Source organism: Paenibacillus sp. G34 (assembly GCF_056856875.1).
Map to the genome: position 1 here is coordinate 1,251,590 of NZ_CM166469.1, position 19,897 is coordinate 1,271,486.

The 19,897-nt window shown below is 45.8% G+C and carries 17 protein-coding genes and 1 CRISPR repeat array; of the genes, 15 read left to right on the top strand and 2 right to left on the bottom strand.

Going from position 1 to position 19,897, the window contains the following annotated elements:
- Positions 1 to 16 precede the first annotated feature (16 nt).
- The 13 genes from AC1VYS_RS05525 to AC1VYS_RS05585 all read left to right on the top strand — a co-directional run bounded on the left by AC1VYS_RS05525 (position 17) and on the right by AC1VYS_RS05585 (position 12,048).
- A complete protein-coding gene (locus tag AC1VYS_RS05525) occupies positions 17 to 1,960 on the top strand; it encodes a beta-glucoside-specific PTS transporter subunit IIABC (RefSeq protein WP_482913360.1) in 1,944 nt (647 codons plus the stop codon).
- A gap of 27 nt (positions 1,961 to 1,987) precedes the next feature.
- Positions 1,988 to 2,752: a ChbG/HpnK family deacetylase gene (locus tag AC1VYS_RS05530; protein WP_482913361.1), complete on the top strand. Its 765-nt coding sequence runs from the start codon at positions 1,988 to 1,990 to the stop codon at positions 2,750 to 2,752.
- A gap of 153 nt (positions 2,753 to 2,905) precedes the next feature.
- Positions 2,906 to 4,411: an alpha-galactosidase gene (melA, locus tag AC1VYS_RS05535; protein WP_482913362.1), complete on the top strand. Its 1,506-nt coding sequence runs from the start codon at positions 2,906 to 2,908 to the stop codon at positions 4,409 to 4,411.
- Positions 4,412 to 4,711: 300 nt separating this feature from the next.
- Positions 4,712 to 5,065: a PadR family transcriptional regulator gene (locus AC1VYS_RS05540; protein WP_482913363.1), complete on the top strand. Its 354-nt coding sequence runs from the start codon at positions 4,712 to 4,714 to the stop codon at positions 5,063 to 5,065.
- A 2-nt stretch (positions 5,066 to 5,067) separates the two neighbouring features.
- On the top strand, positions 5,068 to 5,763 hold the full coding sequence (locus AC1VYS_RS05545; RefSeq protein ID WP_482913364.1) for a permease prefix domain 1-containing protein: 696 nt from the start codon (positions 5,068 to 5,070) through the stop codon (positions 5,761 to 5,763).
- Positions 5,760 to 6,320, top strand: coding sequence for a DUF4825 domain-containing protein (locus tag AC1VYS_RS05550; RefSeq protein WP_482913365.1), 561 nt, complete (start codon positions 5,760 to 5,762; stop codon positions 6,318 to 6,320). The genes AC1VYS_RS05545 and AC1VYS_RS05550 overlap by 4 nt, the downstream gene beginning before the upstream one ends.
- 128 nt (positions 6,321 to 6,448) lie before the next feature.
- Complete coding sequence (locus tag AC1VYS_RS05555) at positions 6,449 to 7,219, top strand: amino acid ABC transporter substrate-binding protein (protein ID WP_482913366.1); 771 nt, start codon at positions 6,449 to 6,451, stop codon at positions 7,217 to 7,219.
- A 245-nt stretch (positions 7,220 to 7,464) separates the two neighbouring features.
- The gene (locus tag AC1VYS_RS05560) at positions 7,465 to 8,124 is read left to right on the top strand and encodes an amino acid ABC transporter permease (RefSeq protein ID WP_441925958.1); all 660 of its coding nucleotides are present in this window, start codon (positions 7,465 to 7,467) and stop codon (positions 8,122 to 8,124) included.
- Between the two features lie 33 nt (positions 8,125 to 8,157).
- Positions 8,158 to 8,913 carry an amino acid ABC transporter ATP-binding protein gene (locus AC1VYS_RS05565; RefSeq protein ID WP_482913367.1) on the top strand — a complete coding sequence of 252 codons (756 nt, stop codon included), beginning with the start codon at positions 8,158 to 8,160 and terminating at the stop codon, positions 8,911 to 8,913.
- 222 nt (positions 8,914 to 9,135) lie between these two features.
- Positions 9,136 to 9,439: direct repeats of the CRISPR family, unit length 33 nt; unit sequence GTCGCACTCCGTATGGAGTGCGTGGATTGAAAT.
- A 446-nt stretch (positions 9,440 to 9,885) separates the two neighbouring features.
- The gene (locus AC1VYS_RS05570) at positions 9,886 to 10,236 is read left to right on the top strand and encodes a DUF4190 domain-containing protein (protein ID WP_482913368.1); all 351 of its coding nucleotides are present in this window, start codon (positions 9,886 to 9,888) and stop codon (positions 10,234 to 10,236) included.
- 345 nt (positions 10,237 to 10,581) lie between these two features.
- Positions 10,582 to 10,851, top strand: a complete 270-nt coding sequence (locus tag AC1VYS_RS05575) for an NlpC/P60 family protein (protein ID WP_482934483.1) — start codon at positions 10,582 to 10,584, stop codon at positions 10,849 to 10,851.
- Positions 10,852 to 11,100: 249 nt separating this feature from the next.
- Positions 11,101 to 11,568 (top strand): hypothetical protein, encoded by a 468-nt coding sequence (locus tag AC1VYS_RS05580; protein ID WP_482913369.1) that lies wholly within the window; start codon positions 11,101 to 11,103, stop codon positions 11,566 to 11,568.
- Positions 11,569 to 11,640: 72 nt separating this feature from the next.
- Positions 11,641 to 12,048, top strand: coding sequence for a hypothetical protein (locus AC1VYS_RS05585; protein WP_482913370.1), 408 nt, complete (start codon positions 11,641 to 11,643; stop codon positions 12,046 to 12,048).
- A 1,085-nt stretch (positions 12,049 to 13,133) separates the two neighbouring features.
- Here AC1VYS_RS05585 and AC1VYS_RS05590 read toward each other — a convergent pair.
- Together AC1VYS_RS05590 and AC1VYS_RS05595 are read right to left on the bottom strand one after the other, a co-directional pair.
- Positions 13,134 to 15,320 carry a YhgE/Pip family protein gene (locus tag AC1VYS_RS05590; RefSeq protein ID WP_482913371.1) on the bottom strand — a complete coding sequence of 729 codons (2,187 nt, stop codon included), beginning with the start codon at positions 15,318 to 15,320 and terminating at the stop codon, positions 13,134 to 13,136.
- 76 nt (positions 15,321 to 15,396) lie between these two features.
- The gene (locus AC1VYS_RS05595) at positions 15,397 to 15,975 is read right to left on the bottom strand and encodes a TetR/AcrR family transcriptional regulator (protein ID WP_482913372.1); all 579 of its coding nucleotides are present in this window, start codon (positions 15,973 to 15,975) and stop codon (positions 15,397 to 15,399) included.
- Between the two features lie 793 nt (positions 15,976 to 16,768).
- Between AC1VYS_RS05595 and AC1VYS_RS05600 the strand changes: the two genes are divergently transcribed.
- Both AC1VYS_RS05600 and AC1VYS_RS05605 read left to right on the top strand, forming a co-directional pair.
- The gene (locus AC1VYS_RS05600; RefSeq protein ID WP_482913373.1) at positions 16,769 to 18,349 is read left to right on the top strand and encodes a hypothetical protein; all 1,581 of its coding nucleotides are present in this window, start codon (positions 16,769 to 16,771) and stop codon (positions 18,347 to 18,349) included.
- Between the two features lie 558 nt (positions 18,350 to 18,907).
- Positions 18,908 to 19,576 carry a hypothetical protein gene (locus AC1VYS_RS05605; RefSeq protein ID WP_482913374.1) on the top strand — a complete coding sequence of 223 codons (669 nt, stop codon included), beginning with the start codon at positions 18,908 to 18,910 and terminating at the stop codon, positions 19,574 to 19,576.
- Positions 19,577 to 19,897: the final 321 nt, after the last annotated feature.

The window sequence follows — 19,897 nt, forward strand, 5'->3', positions numbered from 1 at the left end:
GTATGGGGGGAGCAACATGGATCATCTCAAATTAGCTCAAAACATTGTAGATCGCGTTGGAGGAAAGGAAAATATTCAGTCGCTGACGCACTGCGCTACACGTTTAAGATTTGTCTTGAACGACAATCGGAAGGCCGATGCAGACACGCTTGAAAACACAGCGGGCATCCTGAAGGTGGTTGAAAGCGGCGGCCAATTTCAGGTTGTTGTAGGCAATGACGTGTCCGAGGTGTACAAACATATCGTCGCGGAAGGGGAGTTCGACGGGGCTGGGTCCGGTGGAAGCTCGGAGAAAGAAAAAAAGAGCATCCGTTCAGCTATCTTTGGCTTGATATCGGGCAGTCTAACGCCATTAATCCCGGTATTTGCCGGAGCAGGTCTGGTCAAGGCGCTGTTAATCGTTCTTGAGAGAGCCGGATGGATTGCTGTGGATAGTGGAACGTATGCCATATTGGCTGCGGCAGGGAACTCTATCTTTTATTTCTTGCCGATCCTACTTGGGATTACGATTGCCAAAGTTCTAAATGTGAATTCTTATGTGGCAGCAGCGATCGGCGCTGCATTAATGGAGCCGAATTTTACGGCTTTGACAGCAGCAGGAACTACCACTCATTTTCTAGGCATTCCTGTATCGCTAATGAACTACGCTTCGTCGGTCTTTCCGATGTTTATCGCCGTTAGCATCTACGCGGTTCTGGAGAAGTTTTTGAAGAAAATCATGCACAAAAATGTACAGTTGTTCGCAGTCCCGTTCTTCTCGCTTGTCATTATGGTACCGCTCACAGCCATGTTGATTGGTCCATTCGGGCAGTATGTAGGTCAGTGGATTGGGGATATCGTTAATTTTCTGATTAACAGCAACTCGGTCATCGCCGGAATTATTCTGGGGGGAACGTGGTCCTTCCTTGTATTGCTTGGATTACACTGGGCAACGGTGCCTATTATTATGGGTAATCTGAGCGCTGGCGGCGATCTCATTGCACCTCTTGCGGCAACATCTGTAGCGGCTTCGATGGGGATTGGTCTCGGGGTATTCCTGAAAACAAAGGATAAAGATCTTAAGGCGTTGAGCGGTTCATCTTTCCTGTCTGCCATCCTGTCCGGGGTTACTGAACCTATTCTGTATGGTATCATTCTGCGTTATCGCAAAACACTCATTTATTTGGTAGCCGCTGGAGCCATTGCCGGTGGTCTGATGGGATATCTCGGCGTGAAGCTGATTGTGTTCAATTTCTTCCTTAATGTGTTCACCCTGCCGGCCCAGAGTCCGATGTTGTATTACATTATTGGCGTGTTGACTGCAATTGTGGGCGGAGCCTTGTGTGTGGTGCTGTTTGGCTACGAGAGCAAGAAAAATGATCAGGTTGCTGAAGGGCCCGAGGTACAAAAAGACGAAAATAACCCAATCGAAAGTAAAAGTGAAAGTAACCAGCACTCAGCATCTGCATCATCTACGGGGAAAATAGAACAAAACGCTACCGGAATTGACACGAACGCAGCGATGGAAAGCGTGATTGCAAGTCCGCTTGAAGGTAAAGTGATCCCGCTTCATGACGTGGAGGATGTCGTATTTTCCTCGGAGTCAATGGGTAAGGGCGTAGCCATTATTCCGTCCAAAGGTCAGCTGGTATCCCCGGTTGACGGCATCGTGTCGGTTACGATGAAAAGTGCACATGCCATCGCAGTCACCTCGGATGAAGGCGTCGAAATTCTCATGCATATCGGCATAGACACGGTGAGATTGAAAGGGAAGTATTTTACTCAGAAAGTTCAGCAAGGTAACCGAATCCGTAAGGGAGAGGTACTGATTGAGTTTGATATGGATCAGATCCGGAACGAAGGTTTTAAGCTGACCACGCCAATTGTGGTGACGAATTCCGATCAATTCCGTGTCATTACGCCGTTACTGACAGAAGGGACGGTTGCTGTAGAAGAGGAACTGTTATCTGTTCGATCATAAATGGAAACAGAGAAGGAGCGGAGCAATATGAAGCTGATTGTTAATGCAGACGATTATGGCATCACCATGAGAGTAAGCGAAGGCATCCTTCATGGAATGAAACAAGGTCTGATTACAGATACTTCGGCGTTGGTGAATTCGGTGCATTTTGAGAAGAGTAGTGTGATGGCCCTTGAGGCGGGAATTACAGCTATGGGAGTTCATTTGAACCTGACGTTCATGGCTCCGGTGCTGGAAGCATCAGCTGTTCAGAGTATCGTGGACGAATCGGGTCGCTTCTATCGAAAACCTGGGCTTATCCCTTCATCCTATAATCCTGGGGAAGTGCGCGCGGAGTTGAAGGCACAAATCGAGAGGTTTCTCGCTTCCGGGCTAACGTTGAATCATCTGGATACCCATCATGGGGTGAGTGTGAAAGATGCACAAATGCTTGACTTGGTTATGGAACTGGCGAGGGAGTATAACGTTCCTATGAGAAGAGATGACATCTTATCTCCAGAGATGAGCGGCAAGCTTGTGGATGCGGGGATTCGGTCTACGGATGTATTGTGTGGTGATCCAGCTATGCCTTCTCTGCAGGAATCTTGGTTGCGTGGTGTGCTGGATCAGTATAAGGATACGGAAAATATCGTTGAGATTGCTGGACATCCGGGTTATGCGGATGAGGAACTGCGGAGTATCTCATCTCTGGTAGATGAGCGTGAGCATGATCTAGCGGTATTGATCAATCCAGCGTTGATGAACTATGTGAAGGAACAAGGGATTGAACTCATTAGCTACAGCCAGTTATAGCAAACAAAAAGATATAAGTTAGGATTTTTGACACCTCATTCCTGAAGAGGTCATGATTTTGATAACGCTCTCCTTCTCTCCATTGCTACAATGAACCCATGAAGCAAGTCATTAACCGAAACCGGAAGGTTCGGATTACGGGAGGACATGTACATGTCGTTCAAAGTGGCGTTTATTGGGGCAGGAAGTATTGGATTCACAAGAGGGTTGTTGCGTGATCTGCTCACCGTACCCGAGTTTAACAACATCGAGATCGCATTCTGCGATATTAATCAGCATAATCTGGACATGGTTACCGAGCTGTGCCAGCGGGATATCCGCGAGAATGGATTAAATATTCAGATTCAACCGACAACTGATCGGAGAGAAGCGTTGAAAGACGCCAAGTATGTTCTCTGTACGATTCGTGTAGGGGGACTGGAAGCTTTTGCAACCGATGTCGATATTCCGCTGAAGTACGGGGTGGATCAATGTGTGGGGGATACGTTGTGTGCAGGCGGTATTATGTATGGACAGCGCGGGATCGCCGAGATGCTTGAAATCTGCAAAGATATTCGCGAACAGAGTGCACCGGATGTGCTGCTCCTGAATTACTCCAATCCAATGGCGATGCTGACATGGGCCTGCAATAAATACGGTGGTGTGCGGACAATCGGGCTGTGTCACGGGGTTCAGCATGGGCATCAACAAATTGCGGAAGTGTATGGACTGCAAAAGAGTGAAGTGGATATTGTCTGTGCCGGCATCAATCATCAGACATGGTATATTCAGGCGTCCCACAAAGGCAAGGATCTTACCGAAGGTTTGCTGGAAGCCTTTGAGGAGCATCCAGAGTACAGCCGTACCGAGAAGGTACGGATCGATATGCTGCGGCGTTTTGGATATTACAGTACCGAATCGAACGGTCATTTGAGTGAGTATGTGCCATGGTATCGCAAACGTCCTGAAGAAATTAACGACTGGATCGACATGGGAAGCTGGATTAATGGGGAAACAGGTGGATATCTACGCGTGTGTACCGAGGGACGTAACTGGTTTGAGACAGATTTTCCAAACTGGATGAAGGATGAACCAATGCAGTATATATCAGAGAAACGCGGCGAAGAGCATGGTTCCTATATCATAGAGAGCCTGGAGACGGGACGTGTGTATCGTGGTCATTTCAACACCGTGAACAACGGAGTGATCTCGAACCTGCCGAATGATGCCATTATTGAAGCACCGGGTTATGTGGATCGTAACGGTATCTCCATGCCGCACATTGGCGAACTGCCACTCGGTCCCGCAGCTGTGTGTAATGTGAGTATTTCCGTGCAGCGCCTTGCGGTGGAGGCGGCAGTCCATGGAGACGATAAGTTGCTGCGGCAGGCTTTTATGATGGACCCGCTGGTGGGTGCGGTCTGCAATCCGAAGGAAATCTGGCAGATGGTCGATGAGATGCTGGTTGCACAGGCGAAGTGGCTACCACAGTACGGTGATGCGATTGCTGCGGCAGAAGCGAGACTTGCTACGGGAGACCTGATTCCAACCAAAGCATACGAAGGCGCTGCGCGTCTGAAGGTCAAGACGGTAGAAGAGATGCAGCAAGACCGGGAAGCCGCCAACAAAAATGCGGGCGAGTCGGATAAAGGCAAGGATCGCGAGAAGGTACAGCAGTAGAAGAGCATAAAAAAGGCGTAAATGAAGACGGAGCAGCATTAAGGCTGCTTCGTCTTTTCGTTGTGGGCATGTAAAATCAATTACAATGTACAACATATTACCTTTACAGACATAGTAATATGTCTTATAGTATACTCAGGATCAAAGGGAAGAACGATGAATTAAGATTAAAGATTAAAGATTAAAGATTAAAGATTGAAGGTTGAAGGTTGAAGAAGTAGAGGAAGAAGTGGAAAGTAAGAAGTGAAAAGTGAAAAGTAAGATGTGAAAAGTAAGAAGGAGAGTCGGTGAAACGCACAAATGGATGTTCAAGTGATTAACAGTGATCTGATTCGGGGCAATATTGATCCCATTATTTTGAGTGTGCTTATCCCGTCAGATAACTATGGATACGGCATTATTAAGGAAATATACCGCAAAAGTGGAGAGCAGTTTGAGCTCAAGGAACCTACGCTGTATTCCAGTCTGAAACGGCTGGAGAAGAGTGGGTTCGTGGAGTCATATTGGGGAGAAGAGACACAGGGGGGAAGGCGGAAATATTACCGGATTTCCAGCCAGGGACGTGAAGTTTATCAACTACAGGTTCAAGCCTGGCATGCAGCCAAAGCATTAATCGATTGCATGATTGCCACCGGTGAAGAAGGAGATGAGTAAGGATGACGCTCGAAACACGGATTAATCGGCATTTGGACGATTTATTTGCAGGTGCACAGGATACAATGGAGCATCGGGAGTTGAAAGAAGAAGTTCGTAGCAACCTCGCCGCACGAATAGATGATTATCTGGCCGAAGGCATGAGTGAGGAGCAGGCTTTCCAAACAGCGATACAGCATATGGATGGTATGGAACAATTCATGAGTGATTACCGGCATGTGAAACGTGTTCCTTACTGGACAGCACTGTGGCAATCGACCCTGATCTACAGCTTGGTTGCCTGGATTATTACGATTCCTACACGAGTGATGTTGGGCGGAGCTGCGCTGAACAATCTGCTTCTGATCATTAGCCTGATTGTGGGCGCCGCTTATGTCGTTTATTTGATGAGCAACAGGGAGCATGGATCTTCCGATACAGAAAAGACCATACGGATTCGTGTGTTAGTGTTGAAGCAGTGGCAACGCAGAGCATGGTGGCTGTGGGCAGCCGTTGTGCTTGTGCTTTGGGGTACGCAGGCAGCATTGCGATTTGGAAGCAATATCTGGTTTAAAAGGCCCATTCAGGTGGATGGACCCTATCAACTCGCTGTCATTTTGATTGCTTTTGCGTTACCGCTGCTAAGTATCCTCGTTCCTTTGGTCGTTCACCGGGCATACCGGATCGTTAGCAAATATGAAGTGAGTGATAGTGTATGAACGCGAAAAATATGTGGATTGTTTCCCTGTTTGTGATCGGCTTGGTGGGTCTTGTCGTAGTGGAAGGTTTCATTAATCCCAAAATAGCAGCAGATCAGGAACGTTATGAAGCTGAGCAGAATAACCCACTGACGCATGATTTTAACGCCTTGGCCAAATATCAGAATGCATATATGGGGAATTTCTCGAATCTTAGCCATCTGAATCAGAACCTGCCGTTACATGAGCAATTGGATGGTTATCAGCTGTTTCCCGAAACATTGACGGCTCAGATTAATTACAGTTTGAACACAAAAGAGATGGATGCGGTGCAGTTGGATCGAATACTCGCGTATAATGCGCTTGCGAATTTTGTAATGATCGATAATCTGGAGCAGGTTGTCTACCAATTGAAGGACACACGGGTTGTATTTGAACGTAAGCTCGCGCAGGAATGGGCTGGAACAGAGCTTAAAGCACTGCAAAAGCCGGAGCGATGGGACTCTATCGTACGCGAGAAGCTGGTGGAACCGGCAGGGGTGCAGGCGTTATTTTCACAAATTGTCGACAATTCTTAGGATTGAATTCGCTGGAAATGGGCAAGGTGCTCGACTCTTCTCTCATGCTATGTTATTATAAGGCTCTGATAACGTGGTAACGAACTAAAGCGTTTGAGCTTGGTCATAGACATGGAGGGGTACGAGAGATGAGAAAGAAAGCAATCCTACTATTATTTATCAGCATATGTATGATCATTATGGCGGGCTGTTCCAGCTCCGCAAATAAAGATGAGAACACCATCATTGTAGGGATCGACGATAAGTTTGCTCCAATGGGATTCCGGGATGAGAAGAATGAAATTGTCGGGTTTGACATTGATTATGCCCGTGCAGCTGGGGAGAAAATGGGTAAAAAGGTGACATTCCAGCCAATCGACTGGTCTTCCAAAGAGTCGGAGCTCAATAGCGGCCGGATCGATATGATCTGGAACGGATATACGATTACAGATGAGCGTAAAGAGAAAGTGCTTTTCACCAAGCCATACTTGGAGAACAGTCAGGTTGCTATTACTTTGGCAGACTCCCCGATTACCAAGCTGGAAGAACTGGATGGCAAAAATGTAGGATTGCAAGCACTGTCCTCAGCAGCGGATGCGCTTGCGGCAAGTCCTCTGAAGGATAAAGTCAAAGCTTCCGAATTCAAAGATAATGTACTTGCTCTGACAGACTTGAAAACCAAGCGTCTCGATGCTGTCATCATTGATGAAGTCGTTGCAAGATATTACATGTCGAAGGAAGAAGGAACCTTCAAACTGCTGGATGAATCACTGGCGCCAGAACAATATGGCATCGGGATCAAAAAAGGCAATGAAGAGCTCCTGAATCAGCTGCAAAAAGCGCTGGACGAGCTGAATGCCGATGGCACAGCGGCAAAAATTTCAACACAGTGGCTGGGTGAAGACAAGGTTTTGAAGTAAGAAGTAAGAAGTTAATAAGTAAGAAGTAAGAATAGGTAATGAAACATGACGAAAAAATGATCTTTGATCATTGTGAAATGAATTTGTGAATTTGAAATTAGCCAGGTGAAATTCATCTGACCAATAATGATGTGAGCTGTTCTTGAATCAGGAGAGTGTACTCACGAAAACAGTAACCCCGTATTCCACGCTGGAGCGATATGCTTCCGAGGAGTGCGGGGTTAACAGATTAGAGGAGACATAATATGAGTTGGGACTATATTTTGACCATTTTAAAACCGATGCTTGAGGGTGCACAGACAACGATTATTATGTTTTTGGTTGCGATCATCCTATCGGTACCGCTTGGATTTGTGATCACACTTGCGATGAAAAGTAGGTTTAAACCTTTGGCATGGATTGCCCATACGTACGTTTATGTGATGCGCGGGACACCATTGCTTTTGCAAATTTTGTTTTTCTGCTTTGGATTGCCGTTGCTGCCGGTCATTGGCGAGTATCTGGTGTTTGAACGAATCGTAGCTGCGGGAATAGCTTTTGTGCTCAACTACGCAGCGTATTTCGCAGAAATCTTCCGGGGCGGATTGTTGTCCATTGATAAAGGTCAGCATGAAGCAGCAAAAGTGCTAGGCCTGACGAAGTGGCAAGCGATGACGAAAGTCATCATTCCACAGATGGTTCGGGTGGTACTACCGGCTACAGCGAATGAGGCAATTACCTTAATTAAAGATACGGCGTTGCTCTATGCCGTGGCTGTACCTGAATTGCTCTACTTTGCGCAAGCCGCGGTGAATCGGGACTTGCAGCTTGTTCCATTTTTCGTAGCGGCGATTATGTATTTGCTGATGACTCTGGTGCTTACCTTACTGTTCAAGGCTCTAGAGAAACGTTTCTCGTATGAGTAAATCAAATCTGTTTAATCAAAGGACTGTCTGCATATGACCTATAGTATAGAAGTAAATCAGTTGAAAAAATCATTTGGTACACTTGATGTGCTGAAACAAGTCTCTTTTAACGTGGCTCCGGGTGAAGTGATTGCGGTGATTGGACCTTCGGGTTCGGGAAAAAGCACAATGCTGCGTAGCCTGATCCATCTGGAGGATATTACGGGCGGAACGATTCGTGTTCAGAATCAGATGCTGGTGGACGATGGACGTTACGCAGGGGCTGCCGAGATTCGGAAGATTACGGATCGTATGGGCATGGTGTTTCAGCATTTCAACTTGTTCCCGCATTTAACAGTACAGGCCAATCTGGAGCTCGCGCCGAAGACGTTGAAAAAAGAGAGCACCAAGGCGATTCGCAGCCGTAGCATGGAATTGCTCGCGAAAGTCGGACTGTCGGACAAGGCCGATGCTTATCCAGCCAACTTATCCGGTGGACAGAAGCAGCGCGTAGCGATTGCCCGCGCCCTGATGATGCAGCCGGATATCCTGCTCTTCGATGAGCCAACCTCAGCCCTCGATCCGGAGCTGACGGGAGAAGTGCTTCGCGTCATCAAGCAACTGGCACAGGAAAATATGACGATGATGATTGTCACGCACGAGATGAGCTTCGCCCGTGATGTGGCGGATCGTGTCTTCTTCATGGACAATGGCGAAATTGCCGAGCAAGGCCCGCCGGAACAAATCTTTGGCGCGCCAAAGCTCGCGCGTACCCAGACGTTCCTGCAGCGAGTCAATTTGGAAGGGTAACGGTGGAGGGCGATTTAAACCAGGTAGACAGGTGCGAATGCCAAGCTCCCATGAAATCCCCTGGGGGATTCGCACCTGAAAACCCCTATATTTGTTGCCTTTTGGTAAAATATCTTGAATATTTTAGGCGATTTATATTAAGATGAGTATAACTCTTAGTTAGATACGCGAAAGCACGTAAGAAAGTGTATAGATTATGTTTCTATTACGTGTTTTTTCGCTGTCGCACTCCGTATGGAGTGCGTGGATTGAAATAGGTATGTCTGCAAACAATGCACCCAGTTCCTGTGGTCGCACTCCGTATGGAGTGCGTGGATTGAAATTCGACGATTCTGGGGCGTTTAGAGGTCGGTTAATAGGTCGCACTCCGTATGGAGTGCGTGGATTGAAATCATGTATGTATTGACGGTGAGCGCTATACCTGCGTCGCACTCCGTATGGAGTGCGTGGATTGAAATTTATACATATAAATCCCTCTGTATCATGGTTGTCAGTCGCACTCCGTATGGAGTGTGTGGATTGATGTCTCAGAGATTTCCCAGCTCGACTTGCACCTAAGACGCTAACGATCACAGAGAAGCTTATTTTGTCATTTCAGCGACCTTTGGAATTCTAACGATCACCACAAGCGCTATTTGGGCTGAAACCCTCAAAATGTAGCGAAAATCACTGTATTTCAAGTAAATAAGGTTTCTGGTGATCGTTAGATTTTTGAAATGACTAAAAAGGGTGAAATAGCGTCGCTGGTGATCGTTAGAATGAATGGAGTCTTAAGTGGCCGATACTGATGCTCAATATAAAACTAATGTTAGATAACATGGGCGGTCATTCTCAAATTTTGTTGGATCTGTGAGAGGGACACGCTGCTAACCCTTTGATAATCGTTAATATATTTTTTTCTAATAATTGGAAATTGTTTTCCTCTTTTATCGTTTATAATGTGATAGTACTTAATAAGAGGGAGGATTTACATTGAATCAGCCAACAAATTACAACAATGCAGATCGTTATTACAACGACACACTGCCACCACAACCTTATGCAGCACCACCAAAGACCAACGGCAAGTCAATCGTGTCATTGGTTATGGGGATTCTGTCCTTGGTCATTCCTTATGTGGGATTCTTGATCGGTATCATAGCAATTATTTTTGCGTCACTGTCTTTCAAAGAGATTCGGATGCTCGGGGAACAAGGTAAAGGCATGGCGATCGCAGGACTAGTGTGCGGCATCATCGGCACGGTCCTTTATGCAATTATTATTGCTTTCTTAATCATTGCTTTGCTTCTTTATGCAAACACATCGTCGTATTCTACATACTAGTAGATCAATGCTTTTTTTGAAAAAGAGTAGACTGAATAGCTGTAGCATACAAAGAGTCTGATATATTAGCTGAAATGATGTTCGTGGCAGAGTACATACCTTCGCTTCATGGAAGAAATTTTCGCTAAGTAAGATTGTAGAGCTAAATATGGTTAGATGATGGACAACTCCAAAAGGCATATCCCTTAACGTCAGACGCGCTATTATTACAGCGAGCCAGACCAGGGATATGCCTTTTGATTGTATAGCAGGACTATGCGTAAAACGTTATAAATAACCAAACAGTCGCTTAAGCCTGAAATTAGCGTATCCGTTACGGCAGCAGCAACACCAACTCCGACGCCGGTGTCAGTAGTGCCGACGGCAACGAAGGCCGACACGATCATTTCGACTGGAATGAAACACCTGGGCGTACCGTATAAGTTCAGCGCGAAGTCCGGTCAAACTGCTAACTTCAATTGTTCTTCGTTCATGCAATTCATTTTCGATACGCAAGGCGTTAATCTTACGAGTGATTCCCGCCAACAAAGCAACGTAGAAACGGAAGTCTCCTTTGCGTACAAGCAACGGGACAATGCTTCATACGAACCCTTGCGGCGGGGGTGTACACGTTAAAGCAATCGCGGGATTCTGGACTAATCATGTTGTAACAGTAAAACGCGTCTATAATTGAATATTAAAATAATAGCGTCGGGGATTCAATCCCGGCGCTTCTTTTTTTTTTTTGTTGATTTAATCTACTAAATTGTGGTTGAAATAAATATTTTTTTGCTTTAATAGGACTAACCGCCCATTTACAATACTTGTAAGATAATGATATTATATGTTTTATAAGGAAAAAAATTACATATTGGAGGATGAGTTATGTTTAACAAAAAAAGTGTTGTGGCTTTGGGGATGTCAATAGTGATTGGTTTATCAGCTATGGTTTCATCTGTGGGGGCATCTACTATTGAGATTCCACCACCGAACCTTTCGGATTCTGCTATAAAAGAGCATAAAAGAGCAATTATGTCGGGAGATGAGGTTACTACTCAGGGATGGAAATATTGGGTTGGGAAAAAAGCAATGAAAGCAGTAGCAGGTGTTTTGCGGGGCGGTGGAAAAGCCCTTGAGGAACTGATGGACTATTTGGGACTGCAAGGTAAAGCATTGAAAGCTTTTACTAAACATACTGATGATATTGCAGATGTTCTCGATAACTTGTCTTCTAAAGCAGCCGTTGCTGAGCAAGTTATTATTGATACGATTTCTGGAGTTTTATACGATTTAGGCGTCCCTCTTTCTACAGCAAGAACAGTTGCGAATGTTTTCACCTTTCTAGCCTTTTGATCTGATTTAAGTTATAATGTAAATCGTTTGCAGAAGAGTTTTACCCAACTTTATACTGCCTAGGAGAGAAAAATGAACAATGATGATCGAATAATTAAACTGGAAGAGAAAGTTAGTAGGCTAGAATACTACATTGATCTATTAAGGGACTACGCTACTGATCCAGAAACATTTGTATTATGGGACTGGGCAATGAGTAAACGGCTCAATAACGAACAAGTAAGGAAAATAATTGGTAAATCGAAAGAATTTAACGAGAGAATTAAGGAATCAGATAATGTGCCGAAATTTGAAGAATATAGAACAGAGATTGAAAAAATACTACTTCTACAACCTGATTTAGATATAGAAGTAGATGACAAACTTATTCTACAATTACTTAAAAGAATATCTAGTATGGGAATGTTGCCGATACTAACAAAATATTATTTGTCAGAAGGCGATAGCGAACCTGTATCAGATATTGGAGATCAAAAGTAATTTAGAAGAAAGTCGGGGCTTCGTTCCCGACTTTTTTACATTTCTGTCCCACAAACCGATACAGTGTCCCCACATTAAGCTCTGCGATAAATAAGGGGTAACGTTAATGGAAATTGCGCCAGTAAAGAAATTTGAAGAACAACGTTTCGGCCTTGGCGAAGATCGATCAAGGCGGCGGTTATAAAAAACGCTGCGGGCGTTCAATATGCGAATAAGGTCGCAGTCACCCGTTGGTGAAGCTGACACGCCTATTCGAACACATGAAGCGTCAAACCTTCTTCAAGCTATTCGCCGGTGGTCGCCAGTATGAACGATGCAATCGAATTATTCGACGCGCTGCGCAAAGCGGCGGCGCTATACGCATACCATTTATTGCAGCTATCTGCCTTGTCGCCATATTGTCGGGTTGTGACGTTAGCTAAATCGAAGCAAAGCTTGCTTGGGTTGATGCGGTGGAAGCGAAAGGTATGTTCGGCGCGAAGGAACAAAAACCATTAGGCGCGGCAACGAATCCCGGCAACACGTTCTTACGAATGAGTGCTTCAACATCGGACTGGGGTTCATCGTCTCTTGAGCGCAGTAAATGTCTACAACATCCGTAGGGCCAGTGGTGAAATGCAAATCTGACCGTCAATGGCGAGTAACTGATCCCGCGGTAGCGCTTAAGGTCCGTATGCGATTGTGTAAATTTGTGAAATAAGAACTCCACAACAGAGGGCAGAATCTTATTCCTCTGTTGCACAAAAGCAGAAGCGGTTGCTATATTATCATGATAACCTTGCGATTCCAAGAATTCCTTGAATAGGCTGTTACCGCCCATAGAGATCAGGAGCTGCATCACCGTTTCAAAGGGCAACTTTTCTTTCGAGTAAAATCCTTTTCAGGGTTTTTACGCAAAAAAAGAGCAGGTTATCTTTTAGATAGCCTACTCTTTTACATGGATATTTGGTTCTGAACCTTAACTTAATGACATTGATCCCTTAACGTCAGACGCGCTTTTATTACAGCGAGCCAGACCAGGGATATGCCTTTTGATTGTATAGCAGGACTATACGTAAAACGTTTATAGATAACCTAACAGTCGCTTAAGCCTGAAACACAGCTTCACTGCTGAGACTTTCGTTTCGGGCCGTGCGATGTTTCAGGAAATAGGTTAACGTACCGACCAGACCGAGAACTGCGAAGACGCACAGAATGCCGATCTGATCCCAGGCAACGCCGAATTGTCCGCTGGAGATGACCGCTTTGTATCCCGTTACGGAGTACGTCATTGGTAACCATGGATTGAACACTTTCAGCCAGTTCGGAATGAGTTCCAGTGGGAACGTTCCCGCGCTGGTGGTGAGTTGGAAGATGAGCAGCAGGATGGCAATGAATCGTCCCGGATTTTCCAGCCAAGTTACCAATGCCTGAATGATGTACATGAAGCTCAGACTCGTCACAAAGCTGAACAAAAGGAATAACGGCACACTCTGTACCTTCAGGCCAAGTCCGTATAACACCAGCCCGGAAGCGAGTAACGCTTGAACACCACTCATAATAGTGAAGGCAAGGGTTTTGCTGACAAATCGATTCCAGCCACTTGCGTCACTTACACTACTACCACGTGTTGGCACAACCAGCGTTGCAATCAACGCACCGACAAATAATCCGAGTGATAGAAAATAGGGCGAAAAACCTGTGCCGTAGTTGGGCACTTCGTTTAATTTGTGTTCATCGACATGAACAGGTTCGGCATACATCGTAACCAGTTCATCCGTCTTTTTGACACTGCTCGTTTGTTGCGCAGCGTCGTTTAGTTTGTTGGCGAGTTCACCGGATCCGTCGGTTAACTTGATCGTGCCTTCTTGTAGCTTACCTGCACCATCAGCCAGTTTATGAGAACCGTCCGTAAGGGTGGAAACTCCGCCCTCCAGCTGGCTTACGCCAGACAACAGCTTACTTGCGCCAGTATTCAGTTGCTCTGATCCTGTTGCCAGTTTGGCACCGCCAGCGGCGGCTTCGTTTAATTTGGCATTGAATTGGTTGAGTCCGGCACTCAGCTTTTCTTGTCCGCCGGATAACCGTGCAGCGCCTTGTACCAGCTGTTCTTCACCTTGAACCAACTGGCTGCTGCCTTGATGCAATTGTTGCTGTGCAGCTTGAAGTTGCTGACTTCCGGCAACGAGTTGCTGTCCGCCTTGATATACCTGCTCACTGCCAGCGGCAACGGCCTGACTAGCCGCGAGTAGCTGTTGAACAGCGGGGCTGGCTGCCAGTTCGGGACTGGACTTTGCTAATTGAGCCAGACCTTGGGCAACCGCTTTGGCGCCTTCGCTGACTTTGCTGCTACCTTCCACGGAAGTTTGCAGTCCGGCGGTCAGCTTGGCACTGCCTTGTTCGGTAGCTGCGAGCCCGGCGTCCAGTTTGGACGCGCCTTCTTGCGCAGCTTGGATACCGGCATGCAGCTGTTTACTGCCAGCTGCAGCCTGCGTTGCGCCGTCACCCAGCTTGGTGCCGGCGGCAGATAGTTGTGCGAGACCATTCGATAATGTGCTCGCGCCAGTGTGAAGATCACCAGTGCCTTTGGCGAGGGTGGCTGTGCCTTCTTTTAACGAAACGGCGCCGGTTTGCAGCTTGCCTGCACCGTCAGCCAGTTTCGCCAGGTTTTCTTTTAACGTAGCCGCCCCTTCGTCCAGTTTGCTTGCTCCATCATGGATTTTACCTGCGCCATCTCCGGCATCCGCCAATCCGTCCGAGATTTTCTCGACCTTATCCAGCAGGGTTTCGGTATATGATTCTGTGACTTTGGCAGAGACTTTGGAGCGAATCTGCTTCACCGCCGTACCGCCGATCTGACCCGCAAGGAAGTTGTACCCTTCGTTGGGTTCGTAGATCAGCTCTGCCGGAGCCGGATGCTCATCCATCAGGGTAGTTGCTTTGGCGGAAAAGTTCTCCGGAATGACAATGGTCATGTAATATTTGTTGTCCTTCATGCCTTGTTCTGCCTGATCGCGGGTGACGAACTGCCAGTTGAAATCATCGCTTTTTTTCAGCTCATCGACCAGATTCTGACCGACTTCAAGCGATTTGTCATTGTAAACTGCACCCCGATCCGTGTTCACCACGGCTACAGGTAATTCATTCATTTTGCCATATGGGTCCCAGAAGGCGTTCAGGAACAGTCCGCTATATAACACGGGAATGAACAGCACAACGAGAATTGGAATAAATACTTTTGGTTTCTTGAAGGCAGATTTCAGATCCTGCCCAAATACACGCAATGATTTCATGATGTTCTCTCCCTATCTTACGCTTATCCCTTGTATCTCTATTTAGTATGGTATGTGTGCGTCTGCGAGCGTTCCTCTAGGTGGGGGATAATCCATTTTTGAGAAAGAGGCCCATAAACGCTTTGATCTGATCCTTGTGCAAGGTAGGATGCGCTTTATTCCAATCGGATGTTAGGCTGACGTATAACTTCAGTAGCACAAACGAAATCAGCTTAGGATCGTCGGTACGAATCTGCTGTAATTCCATAGCACGACTCACTTGACGCTCGAGGTATTCGAGAATGGCTTTCTCTACTTTTTGCAGACCCTCTCTGGCTTGGGGGGTTCCGAAATCGTTGACCTCTTGGAAAAGCTTGATCAGCAGCTCATGCTCCTCCCGGTACTCCAGCAATGAGTCCATACTCTGATGCACGTTATCCAGAAAAGAGTTTTCCTCCTTCACGGTCTGCTCCGTAATCCGTTTCATATCAGCAATAATCGAGCGCAGGATCTCATCAAACAATTCTTCTTTGTTCTCGAAAAAGGTATAGATCGTTCCTTTGCCCACATTGGCCAGTCTCGCCACTTGCTCCATCGTTGTGGCCTTATAGCCAAACAGGGCAAAGGATTTCTCGGCAGAGTCCATCACCTGTTGCCTTCGATCTATCGTTTTCACGGCTATGCACCTCCTTGGCATCTGAAATGTGAAATAGGTGAAGCGGGTAAAACAAGAAAAGCAAGAAAAACAAGAAAAGCAATGTGAAGCACTAGAAACGATTGTAAATAATGAAAAGCTTGAAGCAACGGTGACAGGCTTCGAAAATAGATAACCTTATCTGATGGTTGACCGTTTTACCGTTTTGGTCAGTTGGTCGTTAATTAATGTAGCACTTGTGTATGAGGTTGGATGTGATCTATGTCATAGTTTGAAAAGTGAATGTTGTGATGTTGTGGCTGGGAGAAGCTGGAGGAGTAGGGAAAGGGGGGCTTTAAAAGGATACTAGAAGAGAGGAGGCTATTGAAATGTTGGAAGATTAAGTAGAGGGCAGAAGGTGATTTATGCGGGTGCGAATGTGAAGCTCACATGAAAACCCCGGGGGATTCGCACCTCGAAAGTAGTGAAAAAAGGATGTTTCGATGCCTTTTGGCAACAATGAGCTGGAAAAAGATTGAATTCGTTGGCGTGAACACATAGAATAGTAGTGAAAAAACGTAGTTTTGTGACGTGTAGGAACGTACTATATTTGTTTTTTGCTGTTGCACTCTGTATGGAGTGTGCGGATTGGAATGTGGACTTATGTGATTAACTTTGCGCTGCTTATCGCTGCAATGCAGTCAGCAGAAAGCTCAACTCAATTTCCTCTAGTCTAATTAAACTGGGTAGTCACGCTGCAAATAGATTCGGAGTTTCGAAGATTAGAAGTTTTGAAGATGTTAACCATATATCAACCGATGAGGAGTGTCAGGACATGTCCATACATCACATAGGTCAAAAGGTTACTTTTGCCGATATCAAAACGAGGTTGCCTCACGAAAGCTGGATGTTTACACAGAATGAAGCACATGACGGTGAATTTGATGCCGAGGAAGTATGGCTTCAGTCAGGTGATCTCCATATCAATGAGCTGTTGCTGGATGAGGGGCCTTTTTTAATTATGGTGGAGGGAAATCTGATCGTTGATCGTTATATTGGAAACACAGAATCCGACGCGGCCTCTTCAAACTTGGTTGTGCTTGGTGATCTTACAACGCCTTATATGCTCGTGGGGGGGCAGGAAATATATATTACAGGTAATCTTTATGTGGAGGATATGTTCTGGGGAGATTACAACCATGGAGAATTGACGGTGAGAGGCAACGTAGAAGGTGGGCTACTAGTAAGTACAGAGCAATATGGAATTCAGATTCAAGGACAGCGGAAAGTGAAGCGTCAGCTTGAAGAGTGGGAGGATCTCGGACCATGGCAAGGCTTTGACATGCTGGAATTATTTGTTCCTGAGTGTGTAATTGACGAAGATACAGAAGAGCCGTTTCCATGGCGAGAAGAGATGATAAAGAGGTTACAGCAGGGACAGCCTATCATTAAACGAGAGTATATTCAGGCCGCTGGGATAGAGCCGAATGTACCGGATTGGTTCGAAGATCATCGAGTTAGCGCTGAAAACATTCAGCGTCTTACGCATCCTTCATTATTGCCTGTAAGAGAGGAGGGTGAGTTGCTGAACAGCTATGAGTTTTGGGTGGATGGACAGTTTTGCCGAGGTTCTGTCTACGGGGATGAGTATACGGAGGGCTACTTCCGGAGTCTGTATTTTCAAGACGACCAAGGCTGTGCATTGTTGCTCAAAATAGAGCCAGCAGACCAAGCTTCAGGCTCTCTTAATGAACTTGCTGAGCAAGCGGGCACTCCTGTCTGGATGATCTCAGGCGCATATCGTTATGTGAACAGTGAGAACTCCGAATGGAGCGTATTTACGGAAGACTCACCTGCGGATATTCAACAGTTGAGCAACCGTGGATGGGATACCTTGCTGCAGTCCGTATCGAATTACCAGTATGTCCGCACCTTGATTTCGCCGCAACGTATTCGTGATTTATTAGCGTTGCCTATCGCGGAGCCGTATGACGATTATTATGATGATGACCGGCATGGGTTATGGATTGGAGACTTTTACTTTGCATTTCGACAAGCAGGTCAAATGTATAATGATGTTCCCCAGCCAGCTATGCTGCGTATTGGTAGAGAGTATACGGATACACAAGGGGAGACGAAGGTCGAGAAATACTTCTATACGCTACACCAACATGCGGACGGCTCGGAGATTGTGTTAATTGAATACTCGGCTCAGGAGGAAGAGGATGTGGAAGAGCCGTTGTTGCTTGAACTTCATTATGTAGGTGGTCCCCAATTACTACATGCCGTTCAATTGCTGGAACGTGGACGCAAAGAGCTGATGCAAGCGAATCAGGATTTGCTGGATGGGGAACTGCCCTATGCTGTTGAATCCTTTGCGAAGCGATATTGGAAATCCAAAGGATACCTGAAATAAACGGTATAATTGAATGTAAGTGAGACAATTTTCTTCGGCAACACACCATTTCCAGGCATTTGCCGGTCACACTCTGTATGGAGTCCGTCGATTGAGATATGTGAGCTTAAGTAAGTTGTTAAAAAATAAAAAAAAGTGCTCGTCTGAGCACCTACATACTGGTTTAATTTAAAATGTACAGCCAATTTGTGGTGGGTATAGGCAGTCCTCCGGTAAGGAGGTGGTGTCTATGAATTTCTCCTTTTCAGATGTGATCATGTTCGCAACGTTAATTATTGCGCTCCTGACATACATTGATCGAGAAGAGAAATAACCCGCCATAGGTTGGAGCCTAGCGGGTTATTTCTTCACTTTACGAAACACACTTGTAGGATTATCCATCGCAAATGCTGTACAGGAGTAGCCATTGGCCTGGCTACTCTTATTTTTCCTTACTTTCACTTTATTAAACATTCATGCGACATACAACCCATGTATACATATTTTAATCCTAACTTTAACAACGAAGCGCAATAGTCCAATATGGATAGATATGAAAACGGGGGGCCTCACTACTCTGTGAATGTAACTTTTTTCCATATTCTTCACCAACAGACTCAGAAAGGTGCTGAAGAACAAACGATGAATAACGAGCAAACCAAGTCACTTATCGATATGATCTCTTTGGAAGAGTACGTGCAAAGGGGGAAGTTGCCGCAGTGTTTACCAGCAGATGCTCAGATCACTCTGGAGCAGGCCAAAGCACAGGCGGATGAAGTGTGGAGTGTGGATAAGGAGAAACTGGAAGTGGTCAGCTTGAATTATGATGGGTACACGGTGAATATGACATTCCAGAAGGACGGGACATACTTGTTTGATAGTGTGGATATTTGGGCGGATGCGGGAACAGAGATAGAGAAAGAAAGTGAGACCGAGACTGAGACCGAGAATGGGAATGGGGGAGGTACAGGAACAGGAACAGGTATAAGTAAAGGCGCAGGCGCAAAGCTGTCTAAGATAGATACACTGAAAACAATAGAACGTATTCAACGCTTTGCGGCAAATGTGGGAATGCAGCTGGAATGGTTCGAAATAGGAGATGAGCAAGTATGCTTACTGCCTAGTGCGGTGACGTTGCATTATTTGAAGCAGCAAAATAATTGGAAGCTGGTTAAGATTGCTGGAGCTTATCGTAGTGTGGAGGACATTAGGAGCAGTTTGCGCCGTATAGCTGATGCGATGAATTAGTCTCAGACGAGCTCTAACGATCACAGGAGAGCTTATTTGGTCATTTTATGACCTTTTCTAATTCTAACGATCACCACAGACGTTATTTAGGAGAAATACAGCTGAACACAATGGAAAAAGGGGGATATGAAGCAAATAAGGTTTCTGGTGATCGTTAGAATTCTGTAGAGCAGAAAAACAGGCAAATAGCGTCTCCTGAGATCGTTAGAATGTAATGTCAATCAGAGCGAACTAAAAAACCAAGGCCTGAGTGTATAAACACTCAAGTCTTGGTTGATGTTACGGCTGTGGCGCAGATCGTTGATGAAAAGTACATCGTGT